Origin of the sequence: Azospirillum sp. B506, assembly GCF_000333595.1 — a bacterium.
GTDB lineage: Bacteria > Pseudomonadota > Alphaproteobacteria > Azospirillales > Azospirillaceae > Azospirillum.
This window is the reverse complement of sequence record NZ_BADK01000834.1, coordinates 1-19,960: the sequence shown is the minus strand read 5'-3', so window position 1 is coordinate 19,960 and position 19,960 is coordinate 1. Positions and strand designations below refer to the sequence as shown.

The 19,960-nt window shown below is 65.8% G+C and carries 29 protein-coding genes; 26 read left to right on the top strand and 3 right to left on the bottom strand.

The annotated features are described in order from the left end of the window. Positions 1 to 654, top strand: a 654-nt coding sequence (locus I71_RS26065; protein ID WP_042700794.1) for a DUF5131 family protein, incomplete at its 5' end; no start/stop codon positions are given. 50 nt (positions 655 to 704) lie between these two features. Here the strand turns inward: I71_RS26065 and I71_RS26060 are convergent. Next, positions 705 to 1,355, bottom strand: coding sequence for a Crp/Fnr family transcriptional regulator (locus I71_RS26060; RefSeq protein ID WP_042700779.1), 651 nt, complete (start codon positions 1,353 to 1,355; stop codon positions 705 to 707). A gap of 495 nt (positions 1,356 to 1,850) precedes the next feature. Continuing rightward, complete coding sequence (locus tag I71_RS26055) at positions 1,851 to 2,240, bottom strand: hypothetical protein (protein WP_042700777.1); 390 nt, start codon at positions 2,238 to 2,240, stop codon at positions 1,851 to 1,853. Positions 2,241 to 2,303: 63 nt separating this feature from the next. On the opposite strand from I71_RS26055, the gene I71_RS26050 reads away from it, so the two are divergent. From I71_RS26050 to I71_RS25970, 17 genes are all read left to right on the top strand, one after another. Beyond that, a complete protein-coding gene (locus tag I71_RS26050; RefSeq protein ID WP_042700775.1) occupies positions 2,304 to 2,654 on the top strand; it encodes a hypothetical protein in 351 nt (116 codons plus the stop codon). Then, positions 2,654 to 2,995: a hypothetical protein gene (locus I71_RS26045; RefSeq protein ID WP_042700773.1), complete on the top strand. Its 342-nt coding sequence runs from the start codon at positions 2,654 to 2,656 to the stop codon at positions 2,993 to 2,995. The genes I71_RS26050 and I71_RS26045 overlap by 1 nt, the downstream gene beginning before the upstream one ends. A 240-nt stretch (positions 2,996 to 3,235) precedes the next feature. Further along, on the top strand, positions 3,236 to 3,403 hold the full coding sequence (locus I71_RS38535; protein WP_159107438.1) for a hypothetical protein: 168 nt from the start codon (positions 3,236 to 3,238) through the stop codon (positions 3,401 to 3,403). Between the two features lie 72 nt (positions 3,404 to 3,475). After that, complete coding sequence (locus tag I71_RS40185) at positions 3,476 to 4,078, top strand: LuxR C-terminal-related transcriptional regulator (RefSeq protein ID WP_049976337.1); 603 nt, start codon at positions 3,476 to 3,478, stop codon at positions 4,076 to 4,078. 3 nt (positions 4,079 to 4,081) lie between these two features. Beyond that, positions 4,082 to 4,381, top strand: a complete 300-nt coding sequence (locus I71_RS26030; RefSeq protein WP_042700769.1) for a hypothetical protein — start codon at positions 4,082 to 4,084, stop codon at positions 4,379 to 4,381. A 4-nt stretch (positions 4,382 to 4,385) separates the two neighbouring features. After that, positions 4,386 to 4,919, top strand: a complete 534-nt coding sequence (locus I71_RS26025) for a hypothetical protein (protein ID WP_148294375.1) — start codon at positions 4,386 to 4,388, stop codon at positions 4,917 to 4,919. Further along, positions 4,916 to 5,413, top strand: coding sequence for a hypothetical protein (locus tag I71_RS26020; protein ID WP_042700765.1), 498 nt, complete (start codon positions 4,916 to 4,918; stop codon positions 5,411 to 5,413). The genes I71_RS26025 and I71_RS26020 overlap by 4 nt, the downstream gene beginning before the upstream one ends. Before the next feature lie 12 nt (positions 5,414 to 5,425). Next, positions 5,426 to 6,646: a hypothetical protein gene (locus I71_RS26015; protein WP_042700763.1), complete on the top strand. Its 1,221-nt coding sequence runs from the start codon at positions 5,426 to 5,428 to the stop codon at positions 6,644 to 6,646. 5 nt (positions 6,647 to 6,651) lie between these two features. Continuing rightward, positions 6,652 to 7,101, top strand: a complete 450-nt coding sequence (locus tag I71_RS26010) for a hypothetical protein (protein WP_042700761.1) — start codon at positions 6,652 to 6,654, stop codon at positions 7,099 to 7,101. Continuing rightward, on the top strand, positions 7,098 to 8,501 hold the full coding sequence (locus tag I71_RS26005) for a DEAD/DEAH box helicase (protein ID WP_042700759.1): 1,404 nt from the start codon (positions 7,098 to 7,100) through the stop codon (positions 8,499 to 8,501). The genes I71_RS26010 and I71_RS26005 overlap by 4 nt, the downstream gene beginning before the upstream one ends. After that, a complete protein-coding gene (locus tag I71_RS26000) occupies positions 8,498 to 9,073 on the top strand; it encodes an MT-A70 family methyltransferase (protein ID WP_042700756.1) in 576 nt (191 codons plus the stop codon). Before I71_RS26005 ends, I71_RS26000 begins: the two co-directional genes overlap by 4 nt. Beyond that, positions 9,070 to 11,592 (top strand): DNA methyltransferase, encoded by a 2,523-nt coding sequence (locus tag I71_RS25995; RefSeq protein WP_049976336.1) that lies wholly within the window; start codon positions 9,070 to 9,072, stop codon positions 11,590 to 11,592. Before I71_RS26000 ends, I71_RS25995 begins: the two co-directional genes overlap by 4 nt. A 5-nt stretch (positions 11,593 to 11,597) precedes the next feature. After that, positions 11,598 to 12,128 carry a DUF1376 domain-containing protein gene (locus I71_RS25990; RefSeq protein ID WP_049976335.1) on the top strand — a complete coding sequence of 177 codons (531 nt, stop codon included), beginning with the start codon at positions 11,598 to 11,600 and terminating at the stop codon, positions 12,126 to 12,128. Between the two features lie 196 nt (positions 12,129 to 12,324). Continuing rightward, on the top strand, positions 12,325 to 12,780 hold the full coding sequence (locus tag I71_RS25985; protein ID WP_042700749.1) for a hypothetical protein: 456 nt from the start codon (positions 12,325 to 12,327) through the stop codon (positions 12,778 to 12,780). Further along, positions 12,777 to 13,154, top strand: coding sequence for a LexA family transcriptional regulator (locus I71_RS35280; RefSeq protein ID WP_049976334.1), 378 nt, complete (start codon positions 12,777 to 12,779; stop codon positions 13,152 to 13,154). Before I71_RS25985 ends, I71_RS35280 begins: the two co-directional genes overlap by 4 nt. Further along, complete coding sequence (locus I71_RS25975) at positions 13,151 to 13,642, top strand: XF1762 family protein (RefSeq protein ID WP_042700746.1); 492 nt, start codon at positions 13,151 to 13,153, stop codon at positions 13,640 to 13,642. Before I71_RS35280 ends, I71_RS25975 begins: the two co-directional genes overlap by 4 nt. Next, the gene (locus I71_RS25970) at positions 13,639 to 14,151 is read left to right on the top strand and encodes a hypothetical protein (RefSeq protein ID WP_042700744.1); all 513 of its coding nucleotides are present in this window, start codon (positions 13,639 to 13,641) and stop codon (positions 14,149 to 14,151) included. Before I71_RS25975 ends, I71_RS25970 begins: the two co-directional genes overlap by 4 nt. Here the strand turns inward: I71_RS25970 and I71_RS37775 are convergent. Continuing rightward, complete coding sequence (locus I71_RS37775; protein ID WP_148294374.1) at positions 14,126 to 14,641, bottom strand: hypothetical protein; 516 nt, start codon at positions 14,639 to 14,641, stop codon at positions 14,126 to 14,128. The genes I71_RS25970 and I71_RS37775 overlap by 26 nt on opposite strands. Positions 14,642 to 14,780: 139 nt before the next feature. On the opposite strand from I71_RS37775, the gene I71_RS25965 reads away from it, so the two are divergent. The 8 genes from I71_RS25965 to I71_RS25935 all read left to right on the top strand — a co-directional run. Next, the gene (locus I71_RS25965) at positions 14,781 to 15,245 is read left to right on the top strand and encodes a hypothetical protein (protein WP_042700742.1); all 465 of its coding nucleotides are present in this window, start codon (positions 14,781 to 14,783) and stop codon (positions 15,243 to 15,245) included. Beyond that, on the top strand, positions 15,242 to 15,991 hold the full coding sequence (locus tag I71_RS25960) for a terminase large subunit domain-containing protein (protein ID WP_049976333.1): 750 nt from the start codon (positions 15,242 to 15,244) through the stop codon (positions 15,989 to 15,991). Before I71_RS25965 ends, I71_RS25960 begins: the two co-directional genes overlap by 4 nt. Before the next feature lie 23 nt (positions 15,992 to 16,014). Next, complete coding sequence (locus I71_RS36470) at positions 16,015 to 16,683, top strand: Gp49 family protein (RefSeq protein ID WP_244434056.1); 669 nt, start codon at positions 16,015 to 16,017, stop codon at positions 16,681 to 16,683. Between the two features lie 14 nt (positions 16,684 to 16,697). Next, positions 16,698 to 16,829, top strand: a complete 132-nt coding sequence (locus tag I71_RS40695) for a hypothetical protein (RefSeq protein ID WP_280109918.1) — start codon at positions 16,698 to 16,700, stop codon at positions 16,827 to 16,829. Positions 16,830 to 16,833: 4 nt separating this feature from the next. Beyond that, on the top strand, positions 16,834 to 17,028 hold the full coding sequence (locus I71_RS25950; protein WP_042700740.1) for a hypothetical protein: 195 nt from the start codon (positions 16,834 to 16,836) through the stop codon (positions 17,026 to 17,028). Positions 17,029 to 17,032: 4 nt separating this feature from the next. Next, positions 17,033 to 18,640, top strand: a complete 1,608-nt coding sequence (locus I71_RS25945) for a hypothetical protein (RefSeq protein ID WP_042700738.1) — start codon at positions 17,033 to 17,035, stop codon at positions 18,638 to 18,640. Positions 18,641 to 18,652: 12 nt separating this feature from the next. Beyond that, positions 18,653 to 19,399 carry a phage DNA packaging protein GP2 gene (locus tag I71_RS25940; RefSeq protein ID WP_042700734.1) on the top strand — a complete coding sequence of 249 codons (747 nt, stop codon included), beginning with the start codon at positions 18,653 to 18,655 and terminating at the stop codon, positions 19,397 to 19,399. After that, the coding region (locus tag I71_RS25935) for a hypothetical protein (RefSeq protein ID WP_199902261.1) at positions 19,386 to 19,960 on the top strand (575 nt) is incomplete at its 3' end. The genes I71_RS25940 and I71_RS25935, both read left to right, overlap by 14 nt.

The window sequence follows — 19,960 nt, the reverse complement described above, 5'->3', positions numbered from 1 at the left end:
GGATGCCGCTCGGCTGGAGAAATGGGGCAGGAGAAATACGTCGGCACCACCCGCCGTTCCGGTCGCCGTGATGTCTGGACCGGCAAGATCGCTGTCGATGAGAAGGCGATTTTGGCGCCTCTGGAATGGCGGTCTCCACGCCGTGTCTTCGTCAACAGCATGTCCGACCTGTTCCACGAGGCAGTGCCAGAAGAGGCGATCCGGCGTATCTGGTACACGATGGCTCGCACGCGGCGCCACACCTATCAGATCTTGACCAAGCGGCCGGAGCGGATGGCCGAGCTTTCGAGAACTCTTCCGCTCCTGCCGAACGTCTGGCTCGGCACCAGCGTGGAGAGCGCCGATTATGAATTCCGCCTGGATCATCTGCGCGAGACAGCGGCGGCAGTGCGGTTTGTCTCTTTCGAGCCGCTGATCGGCGCGATCCCGTCCCCCAACCTCGAAGGCGTTCATTGGGCAATCGTTGGTGGCGAGTCCGGGCCGGGCGCGCGTCCGATGGCTCAGGCTTGGGTCGACGATCTCCTCGACGCCTGCCATGACCAGGGCGTCGCGTTCTTCTTCAAGCAATGGGGCGGCACCAACAAGAAGGCGGCTGGACGCGAGTTGCGTGGCCGCACCTGGGATGAATACCCTGAGGCCAGAGCCTCTCTTTAAGCCGCGCAGCAACAGCCCGCCCGCCGCCCGGCCGGCGGGCTTTCTTGTGCCTACACGAACTCCAGCAGCTTCCGCCGATTGATCACCATCGGATGGCCGGCCTGCACCGCGCCGACTTTCCGAAACGCGATGATGTGCGGCTGTAGCGCCGAGCGGTGCGTGCCCAACATCTCGGCCATATCCTGCTGCGTCGCGGGCACGGCACCGGTCAGCGGATCGGCGAGCCGCAGCAGCAGCCGCGCCAGCCGGTGGCGCAGATCGCGCAAGAGCGCTTCTTCTGTCTCGGCCATCCTCACAGCCTGGTCGGCGAGATACATCGCGACGCCACGCCAGCTCTCGGGCTGACGGTCCAGGGCATCCAGTAGCGCTTCTCGGCCGATCCACAGCGTGATCGTGTCGGTTTCAGCGACGGCAGTCGCAGTTCTGGGGCCGCCGCGCAACGCGCCGAATACACCCAGAGGCTGGGGGCGCTCAAGCGATGCGAGGCGCAGCATCTTCGCCCCGTGGGCCTGATAGACAGTGACGAGACCGGTCACGATGACATGGACGCCGCAGCTTGGGTCACCCTTCCGGACAATGGTCTCGCGTGCGGCGTATTGACGCTGTTCCAACGCCTCCAAGACGGCGAAGAGGGCTTTACCGGAAATCTCCGAAAAAAGCGGGCACTCAGTTATGGTTTGAAATTGCTCTTCAGTCGCCATGCCTCACAATGATGACGGACTTGTAACCTCTCCATGTCGCGGATGGTTACAATTTCTTTCCTGCGCGTGACCACTTTTGAACACGCTTTCGTTTCCGCCATCCCCTCCTTCCCCCTTAACATTCATGTGTATGGATGGCGGCAACAATTGGAGTATCCCCGTATGCAATCCGGCGGAAAGTCTTCACCAGCAAGCGGCTTGTCCGAACAGATACGGGAGGAAGGTTGCCCGTGGGGCAATCTTGCCGGGGTGTTCCTATGCTGGAAAGTGGAGCCGCATCAGCGGCGGACAGGAACACCACGGCACGCGGTGCGCGAACTCTTTTGAGAAACTCGCGGCGTGGGCTGTTGTGAGAATGTTCCTATTATGTTCTCATTTTTGGGTGCCAGATGACGGCGGTGGGGCGCGACGTGGAACTTTCAGAGGATGAGCGGAGGCTGCTAAACGCCTTCCGAAAGCTGCCCCCGAAGGCGGCGGCTTCGATTTTGGCCGCCGCTATTCGGCGTCATCAATTGCAATACCAGCCCTCTCCGCCTCACGAAGCACCTGCTGCCAAATCCAATTCTTTTCCTCATCAGGAAGCGCACGGTAAATCGTAATCAGGAGGCGCTCGTCCTTGGTGATCTGCGGTTCTTCTGCTGAGACTTCCGTCGCCTGCCCAGTCGGTGGGCTACCGGGTTCTTCAGAGAGACCAAGCAGATATTCGCTACTGCATTCCAGCGCGACTGCAAGGCCGGCAATGTTTTTTGAGTTCGGAACGCTCTTCTTGCGCTTAAGATCACGTATATAGCCACGGTTCCGCCCAGCCCGTTTGCTGGCGGCCTCTTCGGTCTGCCCGGTAGCAATTAGCCGCCGCTCGATGCGGTCGAAGAACGTAATCGACATATGCGGGATACTGCCCGCGTCTTCCCGCCCCGTGAACGCGGGAAAGAATGCGGGAAAGCGCGCTTGACCATGCGGGAAATTTCCCGCATTGTCTCGATCATGGATTACAGAACTCAGCTCTCCACGCTCGCTGCTCAGTACGCTTCCGCGATGGGGGTGTCTGAGGCCCGCGTTGCGACCCGCGCGATGAACGACGGATCGTTCTTCAAGCGCATAAGCTCCGGCGGCTCCTGCTCGGTCGATGTCTATCTGCGCCTCAAGCAGTGGTTCGCCGATCATTGGCCCCCCGATCTGGAATGGCCGGTTGGCGTTGATCGCCCCGACGTCCTCCCCAACACCACAGCTGTGGAAGCCGGGAGGGCACGGACCGGGCGCCGCAAGCCCACCGTCCACCCCGAAGGGCGAGCTGCCTGATGCGCAACGCACCCCGCCTTTGCCCTGCCGCGGCCATCGACGCTGCGCTTGGCGCGATCGCCGAGGAGTTCGCCGTGATTACCGAGAAGCCATCCGACCTCCGTCACCGCTGCGTCTTCATCGTCATGCGGTCGCAGTGGCCATACGACAGGCCCGATAACTTCTTGCTGGTCGCGGCCGAAAGCGTCCGGGCCGCCATCGAGACCGACCCGGACCTGCTGCCGCTGCTGGAAGCCTATGCCGGCCACCTCTCCACGGACATCCTCGTGGATTGGGGGCGCCAGACGCTGTCCTACATCCGCGACGGCGTCATTCCTTCGGCGGAATCTCAAGATGCTTGAGACATGCCCGATACTGAGCCACGGCGTAGGCCGCGTCCTCATCCCGGATGACAGCATCCTTTCGACCGTCCGGACCCCGCTGTCTGCTCGACAGGATTCCGGCGGCAAGAACTGCTGCGATTTGCTTGTTTTCGTCCATTCGAAACGCTCCATGGGTTGTGTGGCAACTCCCATGGTATGCGCGGCGCGAGCGGCTGTCATGGCCGCCCGCGCCAACCTCATCGGGCGGAGGGCCGCCTGATGCGCGATCTCGCCCAAGCCCTGGTCCTCACCCACGCGCTTCTGCTGCTCGCCATGGCGTCGGTGGCTGTCGGCGCCTGGGCGGCGCTGTTCCTGGCCGTGCCGTCGATCGGCTGCGCGGCCTTCCTGACCTACGTCGCCGCGCTCGACGCTACGGCCGAACCCTGACCCCCAGACACACGAAAGCCGGCTGCAGATCCCCACCCGCGCCGGCTCCCGTAATCGCAATGAGGAACCGAGATGCTCAATTCCTTGCACCAGAACTACATCAGCCTCGGCTCGGCCGTCTACATCCCGGATGGCGTGATCCATACTCCCAAATCGATCAACCTTCCCCTTACCGCGGCGATGTTCCGTCCGTCGTATATCGCGGCCATCGCTCCGCCTGCGGCCGGTACATGCCGCCTTGCCAAGCTTTCTGCTCGGCGCCGGGACGTGGCGATCCTGGCGGCGAGGGGCCTGTCCAATAAGCAGATCGGCCGCGAGCTGGGAATCACCGAGGGCACGGTGAAGGTCCACCTGACCGCGGCCATGAAGGATCTGGGCGCGGAGCGCCGATATGACCTCCCCGGGCTCCTGATGACCGAACGCCCCATCACCAGCACCAGGGGTGTCCACCTGACGCCGCGCCAGAACGAGGTGCTGGCGCTGATCGCCGAAGGGCAGCGCAGCGGTGTGATCGCCGCACGGTTGGGGGTCGGCCCCGGAACCGTGAAGCAGCACATCACCGCGATCCTGCGCGCCCTGAAAGTCGCCAACCGGGCCGGTGCCGTAACTTGGTGGCTCCAGCACGGCGAAGGGCGGCACTGGCGGTCGATGCAGACCGCGAAGGCGGAGGGCTAAGCCATGCGCCATCCCTCACGCCTTCCCATCATGCATCAAGGCACACAGTGGGCGACTGCCGAATTCGCGCGCTTCAATGTCGACGGCGACTGCCCGGCAATGGGCCGCCATGTCGGGGCGACCAACGTCGTCCCATTCCGCCGCCTCTCTCCGCATCCATTCCGCGCGCTCCAGACCACCGACCGGGCACCTTTGGTCTGGCTCGCGCCGCTGCTGGGCTGGGCCCGTCGTGGCGAGCGCCGGCACGCCTGGGTCTGCGTCGCCGGGGCGGCGGTGCTGTTCGGCATCGTGGTGCGGGCATAGCATCATGGACCACATCTTGCCCGCATGGCGTGTGGCCGCAACCGACGCGGCCCTACGAAAAGTGCAGTCACAGCATGGAGCCGGCGCCCGGTTCGGAGAGTGGCTGCTGCGCACCTATGCCTTTCAGGACGGCCAGCCGACGGATCTGAAGTCGGCAGAAGCCCGCATTGCGGAAGATTGGGGCGTGTCGGACCACACCGCCTGGCGGTGGCGCAGCGGCCATCTTCCGCCGATGCCGACCCTTGAGGAGATGCATGCACGCTGGGGCATGCCCTTCGTCGCTTTCCTCTTCGATGCGGACGCGACGGCGGAACAGCGCGACACGCTCTGGCGCCTGCGCGAGCTGGAAGGGCAGACCGGCGGCGTGCCGGCCATCCGGGAGCGCGAACGGCAGGGCCTGCGCGACGCGCTGCGCCGGCTGGGTGCCGAGCAGCCGTCCCGCTCGGCCGCCACGCTGCTCGCCGATCTGGTGCGCGCCGAGGCGCGGAAGACCTTCGGCGGTCGGTTTCGGTTGCTGGTGGGGAGGGCGTTGGCATGAGCTGCGCCTGCTCCGCGACCCTGGTGTTCGACCCGATGCTGGTCGCCCTTGCCGATGTGGCCGACCGACCGGGCATGCCTCAGGCTTCGGCGGGAAAGCTGCATCCTGCTGCTGCGCCGCTTCCGGTCAGGAAGAAGGCACGCATCGTTGCGCCGGCTCCGAAGAGCCTCCCTGCACCGGTGGAGATCATTGTCGCTCCGCCGGCCAAGCCGCGCGCCGCCATCATCGTCGACCAGCAGCAGAAGCGTCTAGCCGCCGAGAAGGGCGGCGATGGCCGGCCAATGCGGCCCTATGCCATCCGCCCCGGCTTCATCGCCGCCCCGGCGAAGACCTGCCAGTGGATCGAGGGTCTGCCGACACCGGACGATTCCTGCAAGTGCCTCGCCCCGTCCGTGCCGGGCCTCTCGTACTGCCCCACCCATGCTCAGCGCGCCTACCGCGTCCTGCCGCGAGGCGTGGCCGCTGCCTTCCCCTTCATTTCCCCCACCCCGTAAGGAGCGCCCGACGTGGCCCGCAAAGCGAAAGACAACCCCACCAATCTGTCGGAGACCGATGTCGCCGAATCCCTGCGGCTCGCGTCCACACAGTTGGTCGAAGCACAGGATGCCCTTGAAGCCGCCCGCGAGCCGGTCCGCGGCGCCAAGGCGGTGGTGAAGGCTGCCGGCATCGACTTCGACATCTTCAAGCTCTGTCATGGCATCCGCCATCTCGATGATGACGATGCTCGGCAGAAGCGGATCCGGAAGCTTCAAGTCGCCATCGCCGCCCTGCTGAGCGACAAGGTGCAGCTGGACCTGTTCGGTTTCATGGTCGCCCAGGTAAAGCCGGCGGTGAAGGAGGCCCTGAAGCAGGCGAGCGACACCCTCCAGCGTGAAGAGCCGGAGGAGAGCAAGGAATCGCAGGATCAGGAGATTCCCTTCGAGGTGGAGCCGCCGTCGGTGCCGGAGCCGGGAGCGGTGGAAGAGGATATCCCCGCCCTGATGGCGGCGGAGGAGATGCCGGAGAACGCCGGCTTCATCGCCAACAACGGGCTTTCCGCCGGTCGCCTGGGTCATGGCCCCGAGATGAACCCGCATCCGGAGGACAGCGTCGAGGCGAAGCTGTGGGAGCAGGGCAGGGCGCGCGGCGAAGTGCTGGGGCCGGAGGCCGGTCAGTCGGAAGATCAGGGCGACGAGCAGCCGGCCGGCGCCGAAGTCACCGACATCGCGATCGCCAAGCGTGGCAAGGTCAGCGGCGCCGAGAAGATGGCGGCCTACTTCGCCGGCTTCGATGCTGCCGCCCGGGATTCGTTCACCGAAGACTGCCCGCATGACCGCGGCGCGCTGAAGACGCAGTGGCTGCTGGGTCTGAAGGATGCCAAGGAGGGAAAAGCGCCCCGGTTTGTGCGGCCGGCGGCCGAACAGGTCGAGCGGGAGGAAGCCGCGCAGGAGGAGGTGCTGCTCGGCAACGATCAGCAGGCCGAGGACGAGCCAGCTGGCCGTGTCGAGGTCTGGGAGATCGAAGGGAAATTCACCCTCTATGATCTGGAGACGAACAGCCCACTGATGGACGTCAGCAGCCCGAAGACCGGCGAGGCCTGGGCCAACCAGATCAACACCTACTTCGCCGGCCGCCTGGAGGAGGTGACCCGCGACGAACTGATCGACGCCGCCAAGACGCTGGCCCGCGGCCGGCTCCTGACGGCCCCGACGTCGGCCCCGTCTTACGACGTCCGCACGGCGGTCTGATCGCCATGGCCGGCCCGCAACCCACATGGCAGCGCGGCGACCTCCTGGCCCGGTTCACCATTCCCGGTGAACCGGCGGCCAAGGGGAACAGCCGTGAGATCGTGAAGATTGGCGGACAGCCCCGCCTGCGGAAGGGCGACAAGGCTCTGGACTTCGAGGCCATCGCCGGCATGCATGTGGCCAAGCTGCCGGAGCCCTACGAGGGCGACGTCGCCGTCCACGTCCGCGTCTTCTACGCCTCGCACCGGCCCGATCTCGACGCCAGCCTCGTCTATGACGCCCTCCAGACCCGCCGCGTGAAGGTCGGCGCCGGCTTCATCCTGGAACCCCGCCTGATCGCCAACGACCGGCAGGTGCGACTGAAGATCGAGGAGGGCTTTGTCGACAAGGACCGGCCGCGCGTCGAGGTCGCCGTTTACAAGGCGTCGCAGAAGCTAGTCGGGGGTGCGGCATGAAGCACGTCCCCCTCCAGCTCCGCCCCTATCAGCGCAAGAACGCCGACGAGATCCTGGCCTGCCTGGAGCGCGGCGTCTGCGGCGTGCTCTATGTCCTGCCCACCGCGGGCGGCAAGACCGTCGTCGTGGTCGGCGGCGTCATCCGCACCGTGGTGGATCACGGCTGGCCGACCGTCTTCCTCGTCCATCGCCGAGAGCTGCTGCAGCAGTCGCTGCGCCAGCTGGCCGCCGTCGGCATCGACGCCGCCATCGTCGACCCGGACCACGATCCCGATCCGACCGCCCTGGTCCATGTCTGCTCGATCGATACCCTGAAGGCGCGCAAGGGCCGGTTGGCCGACTGGCTGCGCACCATCCGCCTGGTCGTGGTCGACGAGGCGCACCACACCGTTGCGCCGGGCTGGCAGGCCCTGCTGGAGGCGATGCCGCAGGCCCAGCGCCTCGGCGTCACCGCCACCCCTTTCCGCGGCGACGGCAAGCCGCTCGGCGACCTGTTCGAGGTGGTGGTCCGGGGGCCGTCGGTCGCCGAGCTGACGGCCGCTGGCTTTCTGTGCCCGGCCGAGGTTTGGTCGCCGTACAGCCCGGACCTGTCGGGCGTGAAGGTCAGCCGCGGCGACTTCTCCGCCGGAGACCTCGACCGGGTCATGAACAACGACAAAATCACCAAGCTGGCGATCAACGCCTACAGCGCCCGCATGCCGCTGGAGCCGGCCATCGCCTTCTGTTCCTCCATCGACCATGCCCGGCGTGTCGCAGAGCTGTTCAGCGCCGCCGGCTATCTGTCGCTGTCGGTTGACGGCGACATGGACCCGACTGAGCGCGACGCCGCCATCAGTGGGCTCGCCGCCGGCCGCATCCAGGTGCTGACCAGCTGCATGATCATCTCGGAGGGGACCGATATCCCGGTCGTCGCCGGGGCGATCTTCCTTCGTCCGACCAAATCGGCCCAACTCTACATGCAGCAAAGCGGCCGGGTGCTGCGCATCAACCCCGGCAAGAAGCGCGCCTGCATCATCGACCTCGCCGACAACGTGAAGCTCCACGGTATGCCGGAGGCCGACCGCACATGGTCACTCCAGCATGGTCTGATCCCCAACCAGCACCGGACGGTGCGCTGTCCGGAATGCCATCGCCGCTTCGCGCCGGCGCCGTGCTGCCCGGGCTGCCGCCGGACCTTCCAGGCGCCCAGCGTTCCGACCGTGGTGCGCAGCCTCGACCAGCTGACCGACAGTGCCATGCGTGCGTGGCCCACACAGGAGTTGGAGAACATGGCGCGCACTGAAGCGGATCTGAAGCGCATCGCGCGGGTGAAGGACTTTGCGCCCGGCTGGCTCTTTCACGCCAAGCAACGCCTTTCCGCCCGGCTAGCGAAGCAATACGAGATGCGGAGGTACGCATGACCTCCGCCTCCTGGCCTTTCGGCGACCTCGCTCCGCTGCGCTACCGCGTCATCCTGGCCGACCCCGCCTGGACGTTCGCGCTGCGCAGCCCGAAGGGCGAGGCCAAGTCCCCGCAGGCCCATTACCGCTGCATGTCGCTCGCCGATATCCAGGCCCTGCCGGTATCGCAGCTGGCCGCGCCCGATTGCGCCTGCATCATGTGGGCGACGGCGCCGATGCTGCCGCAGGCACTCGCCACGCTTGCCGCATGGGGCTTTACCTTCAAATCCGCCGGCACCTGGGCGAAGCAATCGCCGACCGGCGCCAGCTGGGCCTTCGGGCCAGGCTACATCTACCGCTCCGCCGCTGAATTCTGGCTGCACGGCACCATCGGCCGTCCGGTCCAACGATCCCGCTCCATTCGCAACCTGATCGACGCCCCGCGCCGCGAGCACAGCCGCAAGCCCGACCAGATGCACGCCGACATCGAGGCCCTGTACGACGGCCCCTATGTCGAGCTGTTCGCACGATCGCAGCGGCCTGGCTGGGATTGCTGGGGCAATGAAACCACGAAATTCGAGGCCGCCGCATGAACCAGATGCCCGACGCCTACCGGCGATTCCTCGAAAAGAAGGTACGCATGGCCGCTGCCATGGGCTTCGAGGTCGCCGACACCGACATCAACCCGATTCTGAAGGGTCATCAGCGCGCCATTGTCCGCTGGGCAGTCCGTGGCGGCCGTCGCGCCATCTTCGCCCGCTTCGGCCTGGGCAAGAGCGTGATGCAGTTGGAGGCGCTGCGCCTGATCCTCGACCACGCCGGCGGCCGCGGGCTGATCGTCGCCCCGCTGGGCGTGCGCCAGGAGTTCATCCGCGACGCCGCCATGTTGGGCATCAGGATCCGCTTCATCCGCACCATCGACGAAGCCGATACCGAAGGCTTGCACCTGACCAATTACGAGACGGTGCGCGACGGCAAGCTCGACCCCAACCTCTTCACCGCGGTGTCGCTGGACGAGGCGTCCATCCTTCGTTCCTACGGCTCCAAGACCTACCAGACCTTCCTGACCCTGTTCGATCAGGTCCAGTACCGGTTCGTTGCCACCGCGACGCCGTCACCGAACCGCTACAAGGAGCTGATCCACTATGCCGGCTTCCTCGGCATCATGGACACCGGGCAGGCGCTGACCCGCTGGTTTCAGCGCAACAGCGAGAAGGCCGGCGACCTGACCCTATTCCCCCACAAGGAGGCGGAGTTCTGGGCATGGCTGCACAGCTGGGCCATCTTCCTGCAACGCCCCTCCGACCTCGGCTTCTCGGATGAGGGCTACGACCTGCCGCCGCTGGTGGTGCGGTGGCATGAGGTGCAGACGAACCTTGCCGACGCCGGCGCCGAACGCGACGGCCAGGGCATCCTGTTCCGGGGCGGCGCCATCGGGCTGAAGGACGAGGCGCGCGAGCGTCGCGACACCCTGCCGGCCCGCGTCGCCAAGCTGCAGGACCTGCTGGCCGCCCGGCCGGCCGACCACATCGTGATCTGGCACGACCTGGAGGCGGAACGGCACGCCATCGCCGCCACGGTGCCGGGCGTGGTCAGCGTGTGGGGCACTCAGGACCTCGACCAGCGCGAACAGGCCATCATCGATTTCAGCGAGGCCNGGATCGCCCGGCTCTCCACCAAGCCCGTCATCGCCGGAAGCGGCTGCAATTTCCAGCGCCACTGTGCCTGGGCCGTCTTCCTCGGCGTCGCCCACAAGTTCAACGACTTCATCCAGGCCGTCCACCGCCTCTACCGCTTCCTTCAGCCGCGCGCCGTGGAAATCGACATCATCCACACAGAGGCCGAGCGCGAGATCGTGCGGGACCTGCAGGCGAAGTGGACGCGCCACAACGAGCTGGCGGACCAAATGAGCGAGATCATCAAGGCGCACGGCTTGGATAGCCTGTCCATGGTCGAAACCCTCCAACGCTCCATTGGCGTGGAACGGATCGAGGTGTCCGGCCGGGACTGGACCGTGGTCAACAACGACACCGTCGCCGAGACAGCCCGCATGGCCAGCGACAGTATCGACCTGCTGGTGACCAGCATCCCGTTCGCCAACCACTACGAGTACACCGACAAATACGACGATTTCGGCCATACCGACGACAACGCCCATTTCTGGGCGCAGATGGACTTCCTGACGCCCGAGCTGCTGCGCACGCTCAAGCCCGGCCGGCTGGCCTGCGTCCACGTCAAGGACCGGATCGTCTTCGGCGCCGTCAGCGGCAAGGGTGTGCCGACGGTCAGCCCGTTCCATGCCGAGGCGCTCTTCCACTACATGAGCCACGGCTTCGACTACATGGGGATGATCACCGTCGTCACCGACGTGGTCCGGGAGAACAACCAGACCTACCGGCTCGGCTACAGCGAGATGCTGAAGGACGGGACCAAGATGGGGGTGGGATCGCCGGAGTACATCCTGCTGCTCCGCAAGCCGCAGACCAACCGGTCGAAGGGCTATGCCGACGCGCCGGTGACGAAGGAGCGGACAGATTACAGCCTCGCCCGCTGGCAGGTCGATGCTCATGCCTTCTGGCGCTCCAGCGGGAATCGCCTGCTGACCCCCGACGAGCTGGCCGCCATGAAGCCCGGCGACCTGGCGACCGTCTTCACCGCAGAGAGCCTCAAGGCCGTCTACGACTTCGAGGCGCATGTCCGCATCGGTGAAGAGCTGCTGGTCCGCGGCGCGCTGCCCTCCACCTTCATGGCGCTCGCCCCCGGCAGCTGGTGCAGCAAGGTCTGGCACGACATCAACCGGATGCGGACGCTGAACGGCGAGCAGTCGCGCAAGGGGCTGGAGATGCACATCTGCCCGCTCCAGTTCGACATCGTCGACCGGCTGATCGGCCGCTACAGCATGCCGGGCGAGCTGGTGTTCGACCCGTTCAGTGGCCTGCACACCGTCGCCAACCGCGCGATCCGGATGGGCCGCAAGGGCCGGGGCCATGAACTCAACGCCGCCTACTTCCTCGACGGCGTCGCCCACCTCCAGGCGGCCGAGCGGGAACTGTCGACCTTCAGCCTCTTCGATCTCCTCGACCAGCAGCAGCCTGCCCAGGCGGCGGAGTAGCACCCATGTCCACCGAACGCCTTCCCGATCCGATGGTGCCGCCCGAGGTCGATCTTGGCGGCTACGAATGGATGCCGCTCTATGGGGACAAGCTCCTGAACAGCGAGACCTGGGTACTTGCCAGTGCCGAGGCCAAGGTCGCAGCCCTCACATTGTGGTGGCAGTCCTACGCCCACCAGCGCCCGGCCGGTAGCCTGCCGAACAACGACCGCCTGCTGGCCGACGCTGCGGGATATGGCGTCGCTGTCGCGGCCTGGAAGGCGATCAAGGATGAGGCGCTCCGGGGTTGGGTGCTCTGCTCCGACGGCCGGCTCTATCACCCGGTGGTCGCCAAGCTGGCGCTCCAGGCCTGGGAAACCCGTCTGGCGGACATTGCGAAAAAGGACGCGGACCGGGCGCGGAAAAAGGCGAAGCGCAACGCGGAAAATGGCGATGTGTCCGCCGGACAAAACAACGATGTCCGCCGGACAGGCAGCCAACGTACCACCGGACAACCCGCCTTTGTCCGACGGTACGTCCGCTGGAAATCCGCCTGAAAACTATCTGAAATGAAAGGATAGGACAGTGAAATGGTAGAAGTACTGGAATCTTACAATCCTCGGCGGGCGGGCCGCGTGCGGGCGCGCGATACGATGCCCGCCCGCCCGCCGATGGATTGGAGCTGGGATTTCCGCCATTCGCGACGGCGTGCAGGCAGCATTCACCCGCTGGTTTGACGATCCGGATCGCCCCTTGGCGCCAGCCGATGCGGAGCTTTTCGCCGACTGGATCGAGGTCGGGTCGCAGCGTGGTCTGCCGCCTGCCGACACGGCCGCCGCCGTGGTCGACGAGGTCCACCGCCAGTTCCAGCGCCTGGAGGCGAAGGGGGGAGGGCAGCCGCGCAGCCTGCGGGCAATCCTCGATGGGGATGTCCGCACCGCCATCGCCAACGCCCGGCCCGCCAAACCGGCCAAACCGTCAGCCCCTGCGCCGGAGCCCTATGCCGGGCACTTCGACCCGGTCGAGTACGAGCGCTGGATCGCACCGTGCGAGGTCAGCACCGCCGACGGCGTCGCCACCATCGTGGCCCCGAGCGTCTACCACCGCGACTGGGTTGCCCAGCAGCTGGACCTCAAGCTCCGCAAGGTCCTGGGGGTTTCGATGGTCGAGGTCATCGTCGCCAAGCGGCAGGGGAGGAACGCAGCATGACCACCGCAACCGTGACCATGCCCGAAGAAACCGCCGCCATGGCCCGGACGATCCGCCAGCTGCAGGCCCGGAACATCGTGCTGGAGGCGGAGGTCGAGCGGCTGAAATCCCGGCTGGCCGCCAAGGAGCCGAAGGTCACCGGCCTGACCCCGAGGCAGCGGAAGCTGCTGGATTTCATCGACCAGTACCAGCGCGACCACCGCGGCGATTCCCCGAGCTTCGCGGAGATGGCGGCCGGCATCGGTCTCGCCAGCAAGGCTCCGGTCCACCGTCTGCTGGAGGGCATGGAGGAGCGGGGCGCCATCGTGCGGGACCGCCGCCGGGCAAGGGCTATCCGGATCGTCGCCACCGATGCCGTCGGGGGTGCCGAATGACCAAGTTGTCGCTCTGCCCGATCAGCCTGGATGAGGCCAACGCCTTCGTCGCGCGACTTCACCGCCACCACGAGCCCGTGCAGGGCCACAAATTCAGCCTTGGTGCGATGTTGGGCCGCGAACTGATGGGCGTTGCCATCGTCGGGCGGCCGGTGTCGCGGATACGGGACGATGGCGACACGCTGGAGGTGACACGCCTCTGCACGGTCGCGAAGCGCGCAATTCCGGGGAAGCTCAATCGCAAGGGTGAGCAGTGCTTCCACAACCCAACGAGCTTCCTCTACGGGGCAGCGCTGCGGGCGACCTTTGCGCTCGGTTACCGCCGGCTTGGAACCTACACGCTGCCCAGCGAGGGCGGGGCGAGCCTGCGGGCCTGTGGCTGGAAGCTCATCGGCGAACGCGGAGGCGGATCGTGGAACTGCCCCTCCCGCCCCCGGACGGACACCCACCCGACCGGGCCGAAACTTCTCTGGGAGATTGCACGATGACGGCCGTCGCACAGCCCCGCCGCCGCGTCCCCGAAGGGCTCCGCGCCTCGTTGCCCATGCTGGTCCTGGTGCGCGGCATGACTGACGCTCAGATCGCCGACGAATGGGAGCTGGAGGCTTGGCAGGTCGCAGGTCTCCGCCGCGCCATCGGGCTGGTCAACCACCGCGGCTGGCCCTGCGACGATGCCGAGCTTCGGCGCCTGGTGCTGACCGAGCGGCTGACCGATGCAGAGATCGGGGCGCGCTACGATGTTCAGCCTCGCACGGTCGAGGTTCGGCGCCTGCGGATCGGGCTGCGCCGGCCGAACGATCCCCGGCCGGAGGCTCGGCGCGATGTGATCGTGCTGGCGGATGTCCGGCGCGGGATGATGCTGGAGAGGACGCCCATCGAGCGGGCGGTGCAGGCACTGGGGCCTCGCCTCGTCATGGGGCGGCACGGGGCCTATGCGCTCGATGGGCGGATGGTGTCGGTGGTGGAGGTGATCAGGGCTGGAGGTGCGGCGCAGTGATCCGCTCATGCGATGGGAAGGTAGCCAGGATCACCTCTCGGCCAGCCTCTCTGTCAACGATTGACCAGCGCGAGAAGGCTATCCGTGCACTGGAGGTATCTGATCTTTTAACCTCGCCATTTGTGAGGTTGATGGCTCCTCCATCGTACAAGAGATGGGGGACGGCATCGAAATACATGATGTTCCCTGGAGAGAATGTGTCGTTCGGAGATGCTACGCTATTGATATCAACTGCGATTTCCACTGAGTTATTTAAAATTAATACGGGACCTGTATTCAGAAATCCCGAGGAACGGATTGATGGAATGCTTTCTCGGTGACCGCTTATCTCAGTTAAGTTTATGTATATTTTTTCTGGAGTGTCTTCTGGGTGCTCGGTGTAACTGCCTTTTATGAAGTAGGCGGGTTGATCAACTACTCTCGCTAAAAATATCGCTCCTACTGGCACGTTATAAGCCAGAGCGGCTTTTCCACTAGGATAGACGCGCATCGAGTTCTCCTATATCTGCGATCTCCCTGATGAGAGGCATGAAGCTTAACATAGACCCTTGGCGCTTGCGCCGACTCCAAAGCCTATGGGTACTGCGAACTCTTGAGGAACATCGCGCATCCCTCCGATCTTGGGAGGTATGGCGACACGTACGGAACGGACCGAGGAAAAAAGGGCGGCCTTCCTCAAGGCGCTCGAAGAGAACGGCGGCAACATCACCGCCGCGTGCAAGACTGCGCGCTATCCCCGGCAGACCGCCTACGAGGCCCGCGAGCGTGATCCCGCCTTCGCGAAACTCTGGGACGAAGCGGTGGAGCGGGGCATCGACGCCCTGGAAGACGAAGCCCTGCGCCGCGCCCACAACGGCACGCTGAAGCCGGTCTTCTACCAGGGCGCCAAGTGCGGCACCGTCCGCGAGTATTCCGACACGCTGCTGATCTTCATGTTGAAGGCCAAGCGCCCGCTGAAGTTCCGCGACAACGTCGCCATCGAGCATTCCGGCAAGATCGACCACGCCTCGCTGACCGACGAGGAGCTGAACGCGAAGATCGCGGAGCAGCTGGCGAAGCTGGGCGGCGCCGGCGGGGGAGGGCAGGGCGAATGATGGCCCTCACCGCCGCCCAGATCGCCGCGATGCCGCGTGAGGAGCGTGAGGCGCTGCTCGCCATGCTGGAGGAGCGCGAGCATCGCCTCTCCCGCATTGGCTTTGCCGCCCTGTTCCCTGACGACGGTCCGCGCGCCCGGCAGCTCTACCCCAAGCACATGGAGTTCTTCCGCGTCGGCGCCACCCACCGCGAGCGCTGCTTCATGGCCGCCAACCGCGTCGGCAAGACGGTGTCGGGCGGTTTCGAGACCACCTGCCACCTGACCGGCGACTATCCCGACTGGTGGGAGGGCAAGCGCTTCCATCACCCGGTCCGCGCCTGGGCGGCCGGCAAGACGAACGAGACCACGCGCGACATCGTCCAGGCCAAACTGCTGGGCGATATCGTCCGCGGCGCGGAGAAGAACGTCACCGGAACCGGGATCATACCCGGCGTCCGGCTCGGCCGGCCGACGTGGAAGCAGGGCGTGCAGGACCTCGTGGACACCATCCCGATCAAGCACAAGTCCGCCGGCTGGTCCGTGCTCGGCTTCAAGAGCTACCAGCAGGGGCGCGGCTCGTTCGAGGGCACCGAACAGCACGTGATCTGGCTGGACGAAGAGCCGCCGGCCGACGTGTACGAGGAGGCCCTGATCCGCACCGCCACCACGCGGGGCGTGGTGATGCTGACCTTCACCCCGCTCGAAGGCTTGAGCGAGGTCGTCATGCAGTTCCTGCCGCAGGAGATGCGGCTCTCCACCAGCTGACCCACCATCAGGAGCGCGCCACCATGGCGAACGATGACGCGGCCGATCAGCCGCAGCAGGACACCACCGAACAGACCACCCCGGCCGATCTCATCCCGCTGGGCACCACGGGCGACGTGATCTCGGCCCCGGTGCTGGAGACGCTGACCGGTGCGGCCGGATCCGATGTGATCGAGATCAAACCCGCCGGCCTGCTGTCGGACGAAGGGCTGGCCCGCGCCATCGCCGGCACCCCGGCCGAGCGCGTGACGGAGGAATACATCCGGTCCCGCATCGCCGGCACCGACTATCTGACCCTGCCCAACACCACCGTCACCATCTGCCACATCACGCTGGACAACGGCTATTCGGTGCGCGGCGAGTCCGCCTGCGTGAACCCGGCCAACTTCCGCCAGGACATCGGCGAGCGCATTGCCCATGACGACGCCTTCCGCAAGCTGTGGCCCCTGTTCGGCTTCCTGCTGGCGGAGGCCAACCACCGCCGCGGCCAGGGAGTGCCGGCGGTTCCGATCGACCTGATCGCCCGGACGGCCCATGAGGCAGAGCAGGCCGGCGGCGGCAATGCATGGAACGAACTGACGGCAGAGGCTCGGGCGGCCGTCATGGAGCGCGTCGGCAACCTGCTCGCGGACCCGGCCGGTGAAGGCGAGAACATCACCTTCCGCGCCGTCGTGCGCGGGCTGACGGCCTGACCGGAGGCTCGCCCATGGAGCCCTTGCCCGCCATCACGGTGACCGAGCTTCGGCCCTGCTTCCTGGGTGCGCCGATCCCGCTCCGTGCCTTTCTGCTGGCCAGCACCACCCCGCTGTGGGTGGTGCGCGTGCATCGGGAGGACTGACGCCATGGCCATCAACGCCACCTCTCAGCCCTGCCGCTGCTGCGGCATCGGTCCTGGCCGTCCGCACATCGACGGCTGCCCGCTCGACAAGCTGCTGGAGGCGGTGACGCCGCGGGCCGGCCGAGCGTCGGCATCCCCATCCACCGGTGCGCGGCAGGTTGCGAGCCTGGCGCCCACCGTCTCTTCCATGCCGAGGTGATCCCATGGCCCAAGGAATCGGCATCTATCAGCTGCCAGAAGCGGACACGCTGACCGGCGATGAGAACATCCCGATCGACAGCGGGGCGGATACCAAGCGCGTCACCGTCGCGAAGATCCGTGAAGGCCTGCTGCAGGAGGATGGCGACGCCTCACAGGCGGTGGTGAAGGGGCGCACGCTCGACGCACGGGCGGATGATGTGGTGGTGTCGCTAGACTTCGGCGCAGATGGCAGTGGCAACGCCGCCGTTGCTGCGGCAAATCGGTCGGCACTGCAGGCTGCCGTGAACAGCATGCCGTACGGCGGCGCCCTGCGTCTCCGCCGCGGCACCTATTACGTTTCCGGCACCGTCACCATCCCAGCCGGTGTGACGGTCGAGGGGGAAGGGGAATACGCCAGCACCGTCATCACCACCAGCGCGACGGCTGATGTCTTCGTGCTCGGCGCCGCATCGGGCTTGAGGAACCTCAAGATCTCGGCGTCCGTCACCCGTACGGCCGGCCGGCATGCTGTGATCGCCGGCAACGGCGCCGTGGTGCAGGGGTGCGAGTTCTACGGGTATTACGTGGGCGTAGAGGTCGGCGATCCGTCAACCATGATCACGCGACCGAGAATCATCAATTGCGGTTTCGCGGATGGCGTGGCCGCGACCGGGGCCGGAGCGATCGCGGGCACGCGCTGGTCCAACCTTATCATCGAGGGCGTGACGATCAGCGCCGGCACGGCAGTTACTCAGCCGGATTTCGGCATCAGGCTGCGGCACGGCGATACGGCATATTTGTCGCGGGTCAATGCGACTGCGCACGGCAACGCGCTGCTGGTCGAGCCGCAGGCAGGGCAGAGTGTCTACGCAATCACGGTATCAGACAGCCATTTCGACAGCGCCTACATGGTCGCCAGCGGGGCGGATGCGTCGGCCTGCAAAATCGTTCCAAATGGTGGCGGAGTATACAATACCAAATTCTGCAATGTTTGGTTTGGATTGTCAAAAGGCGAGGGCTGCCTTGTTGAGACGTTCTCTGGCGGGATTGTCGATGGACTGCTCTTTACCGCTTGCGAGTGGCCTGCAAATTACGGAAACGGCCTGAAAATTTCTGGTCCCGGAGTCAAGAATTGGTCCGCATACGGAGGCGCTGCAGCCGGAAATGGTGGCTCAGGCGCAAGAATAATCAACAATAAGGGATGGGGGATTCTTGGACTGGCTACCGGGAATTACAGTGGACGTGGAACGAACGGGCGCTATGGGATTGAGATTTCCAACTGCGACAATTACCGCATCGCGGGATGCGATCTGTTCGATAGCGCACTCGGTCCGCTGAACGACCTGTCGCGATCTGCGACCAAGGTGCTGGAAGGAAATATCGGCATCGTCCTGGAGGCAGCCGGCACTGCGTCGGTCGCCTTCAATGCCAGCGGTATCGGCACCATCGCGCACGGACTGTCGGCGGCTCCGATCTGGGCCGACGTGACCGTACTTTTCACGAGCAATCCTGAACGCGCGGCGGTCCAGTCGATGGACGCAACGAACATCACGGTCCGGTTGTCGGCGACGACGAACAACAGCGCCGTGACTGGCGGTCCGTGGTTGGTCACCTGGTCCGCAAAGATTTGAAGAGACCCAACGATGCCCGAAATCACCTCCTCGCGCTATCTGGTCCAGGCGGGTTGGGACGATGTCCCGCATCTTGACGCGGACACGAAGCGCGAACTGCTGGCCTCGACGCAGCCATACCTGCGAGACGCTCGATCCAAGGGCATCCCCTCGCTGGGGGCTGGCGCCATCTACCCGGTTGAGGAATCGGCCATCACGGTGGAGCCGTTCGCCGTTCCGGCCTATTGGAAGCGCGCCTACGGCCTCGATGTCGGCTGGAACCGGACGGCCGCCATCTGGGGTGCCCACGACATCAACACCGACACCGTCTACCTCTACGCCGAGCATTACCGCGGTCAGGCGGAGCCGTCAGTCCATGCCACCGCCATCCGTGCTCGCGGCGAGTGGATACCAGGCGTCATCGATCCCGCCTCGCGCGGCCGATCCCAGCGCGACGGCCAGCAGCTCGTCCAGAACTACAGCGACCTCGGGCTGAAGCTGAGCCTTGCCGACAACGCCATAGACGCCGGAATCGACGACGTCTGGATGCGGCTCGCCACCGGCCGGCTGAAGGTGTTCCGGACCTGCCTCAACTGGCTGGCGGAGTACCGGCTCTATCGCCGTGACGAGAAGGGCAAGATCGTCAAGGCCAACGATCACCTGATGGATGCCAGCCGCTACCTGATCCGCAGCGGGATCAACATCGCCGTCGTCGCGCCCGTCAGCGCCCGCGGCGCCATCGCCTCGCACATCATCGGAGACAGTCATGCAGGGTACTGAGGAGCCGCTCGCCATGGAGATGGCGGAGCAGCAGGCGCAGGCCGATGCGGTGCAGGCCGAGATGCGCCTCCAGGAGCGTGTGCGGCAGATCGCCAACGACCTCGACCGGCTGGCGAAGGACGCGGTGTCCAAGCGGGTGACAGTGGAGGATCGCTGGTACGAGGATCTGCGCCAGTACCACGGCCGCTACGACGAACGGACGGAAGCCAACCTCAAGGCGTCCGACCGCTCACGCCTGTTCGTCAACCAGACCAAACCGAAGACGAACGCCTGGAAGGCTCGGCTATCAGACCTGCTGTTCCCGACCGACGACCGCAACTGGGGCATCCAGCCGACGCCGGTGCCGGAGCTGGCGAACGCGGCCAAGACGCCGCAGGACCATCCCGATGAGGCCCAGCGCCAGGCCGGCGAACAGGCCCGCGCCATGCTGGAGGAAGCCAAGCAACGCGCCGAGGCCATGCAGGCGGAGATCGAGGACCAGCTGACTGAGAGCCGCTACGGCATCCACTGCCGCGAGGCCATTGACGATGCCTGCGTTCTCGGCACCGGGATCCGAAGGGG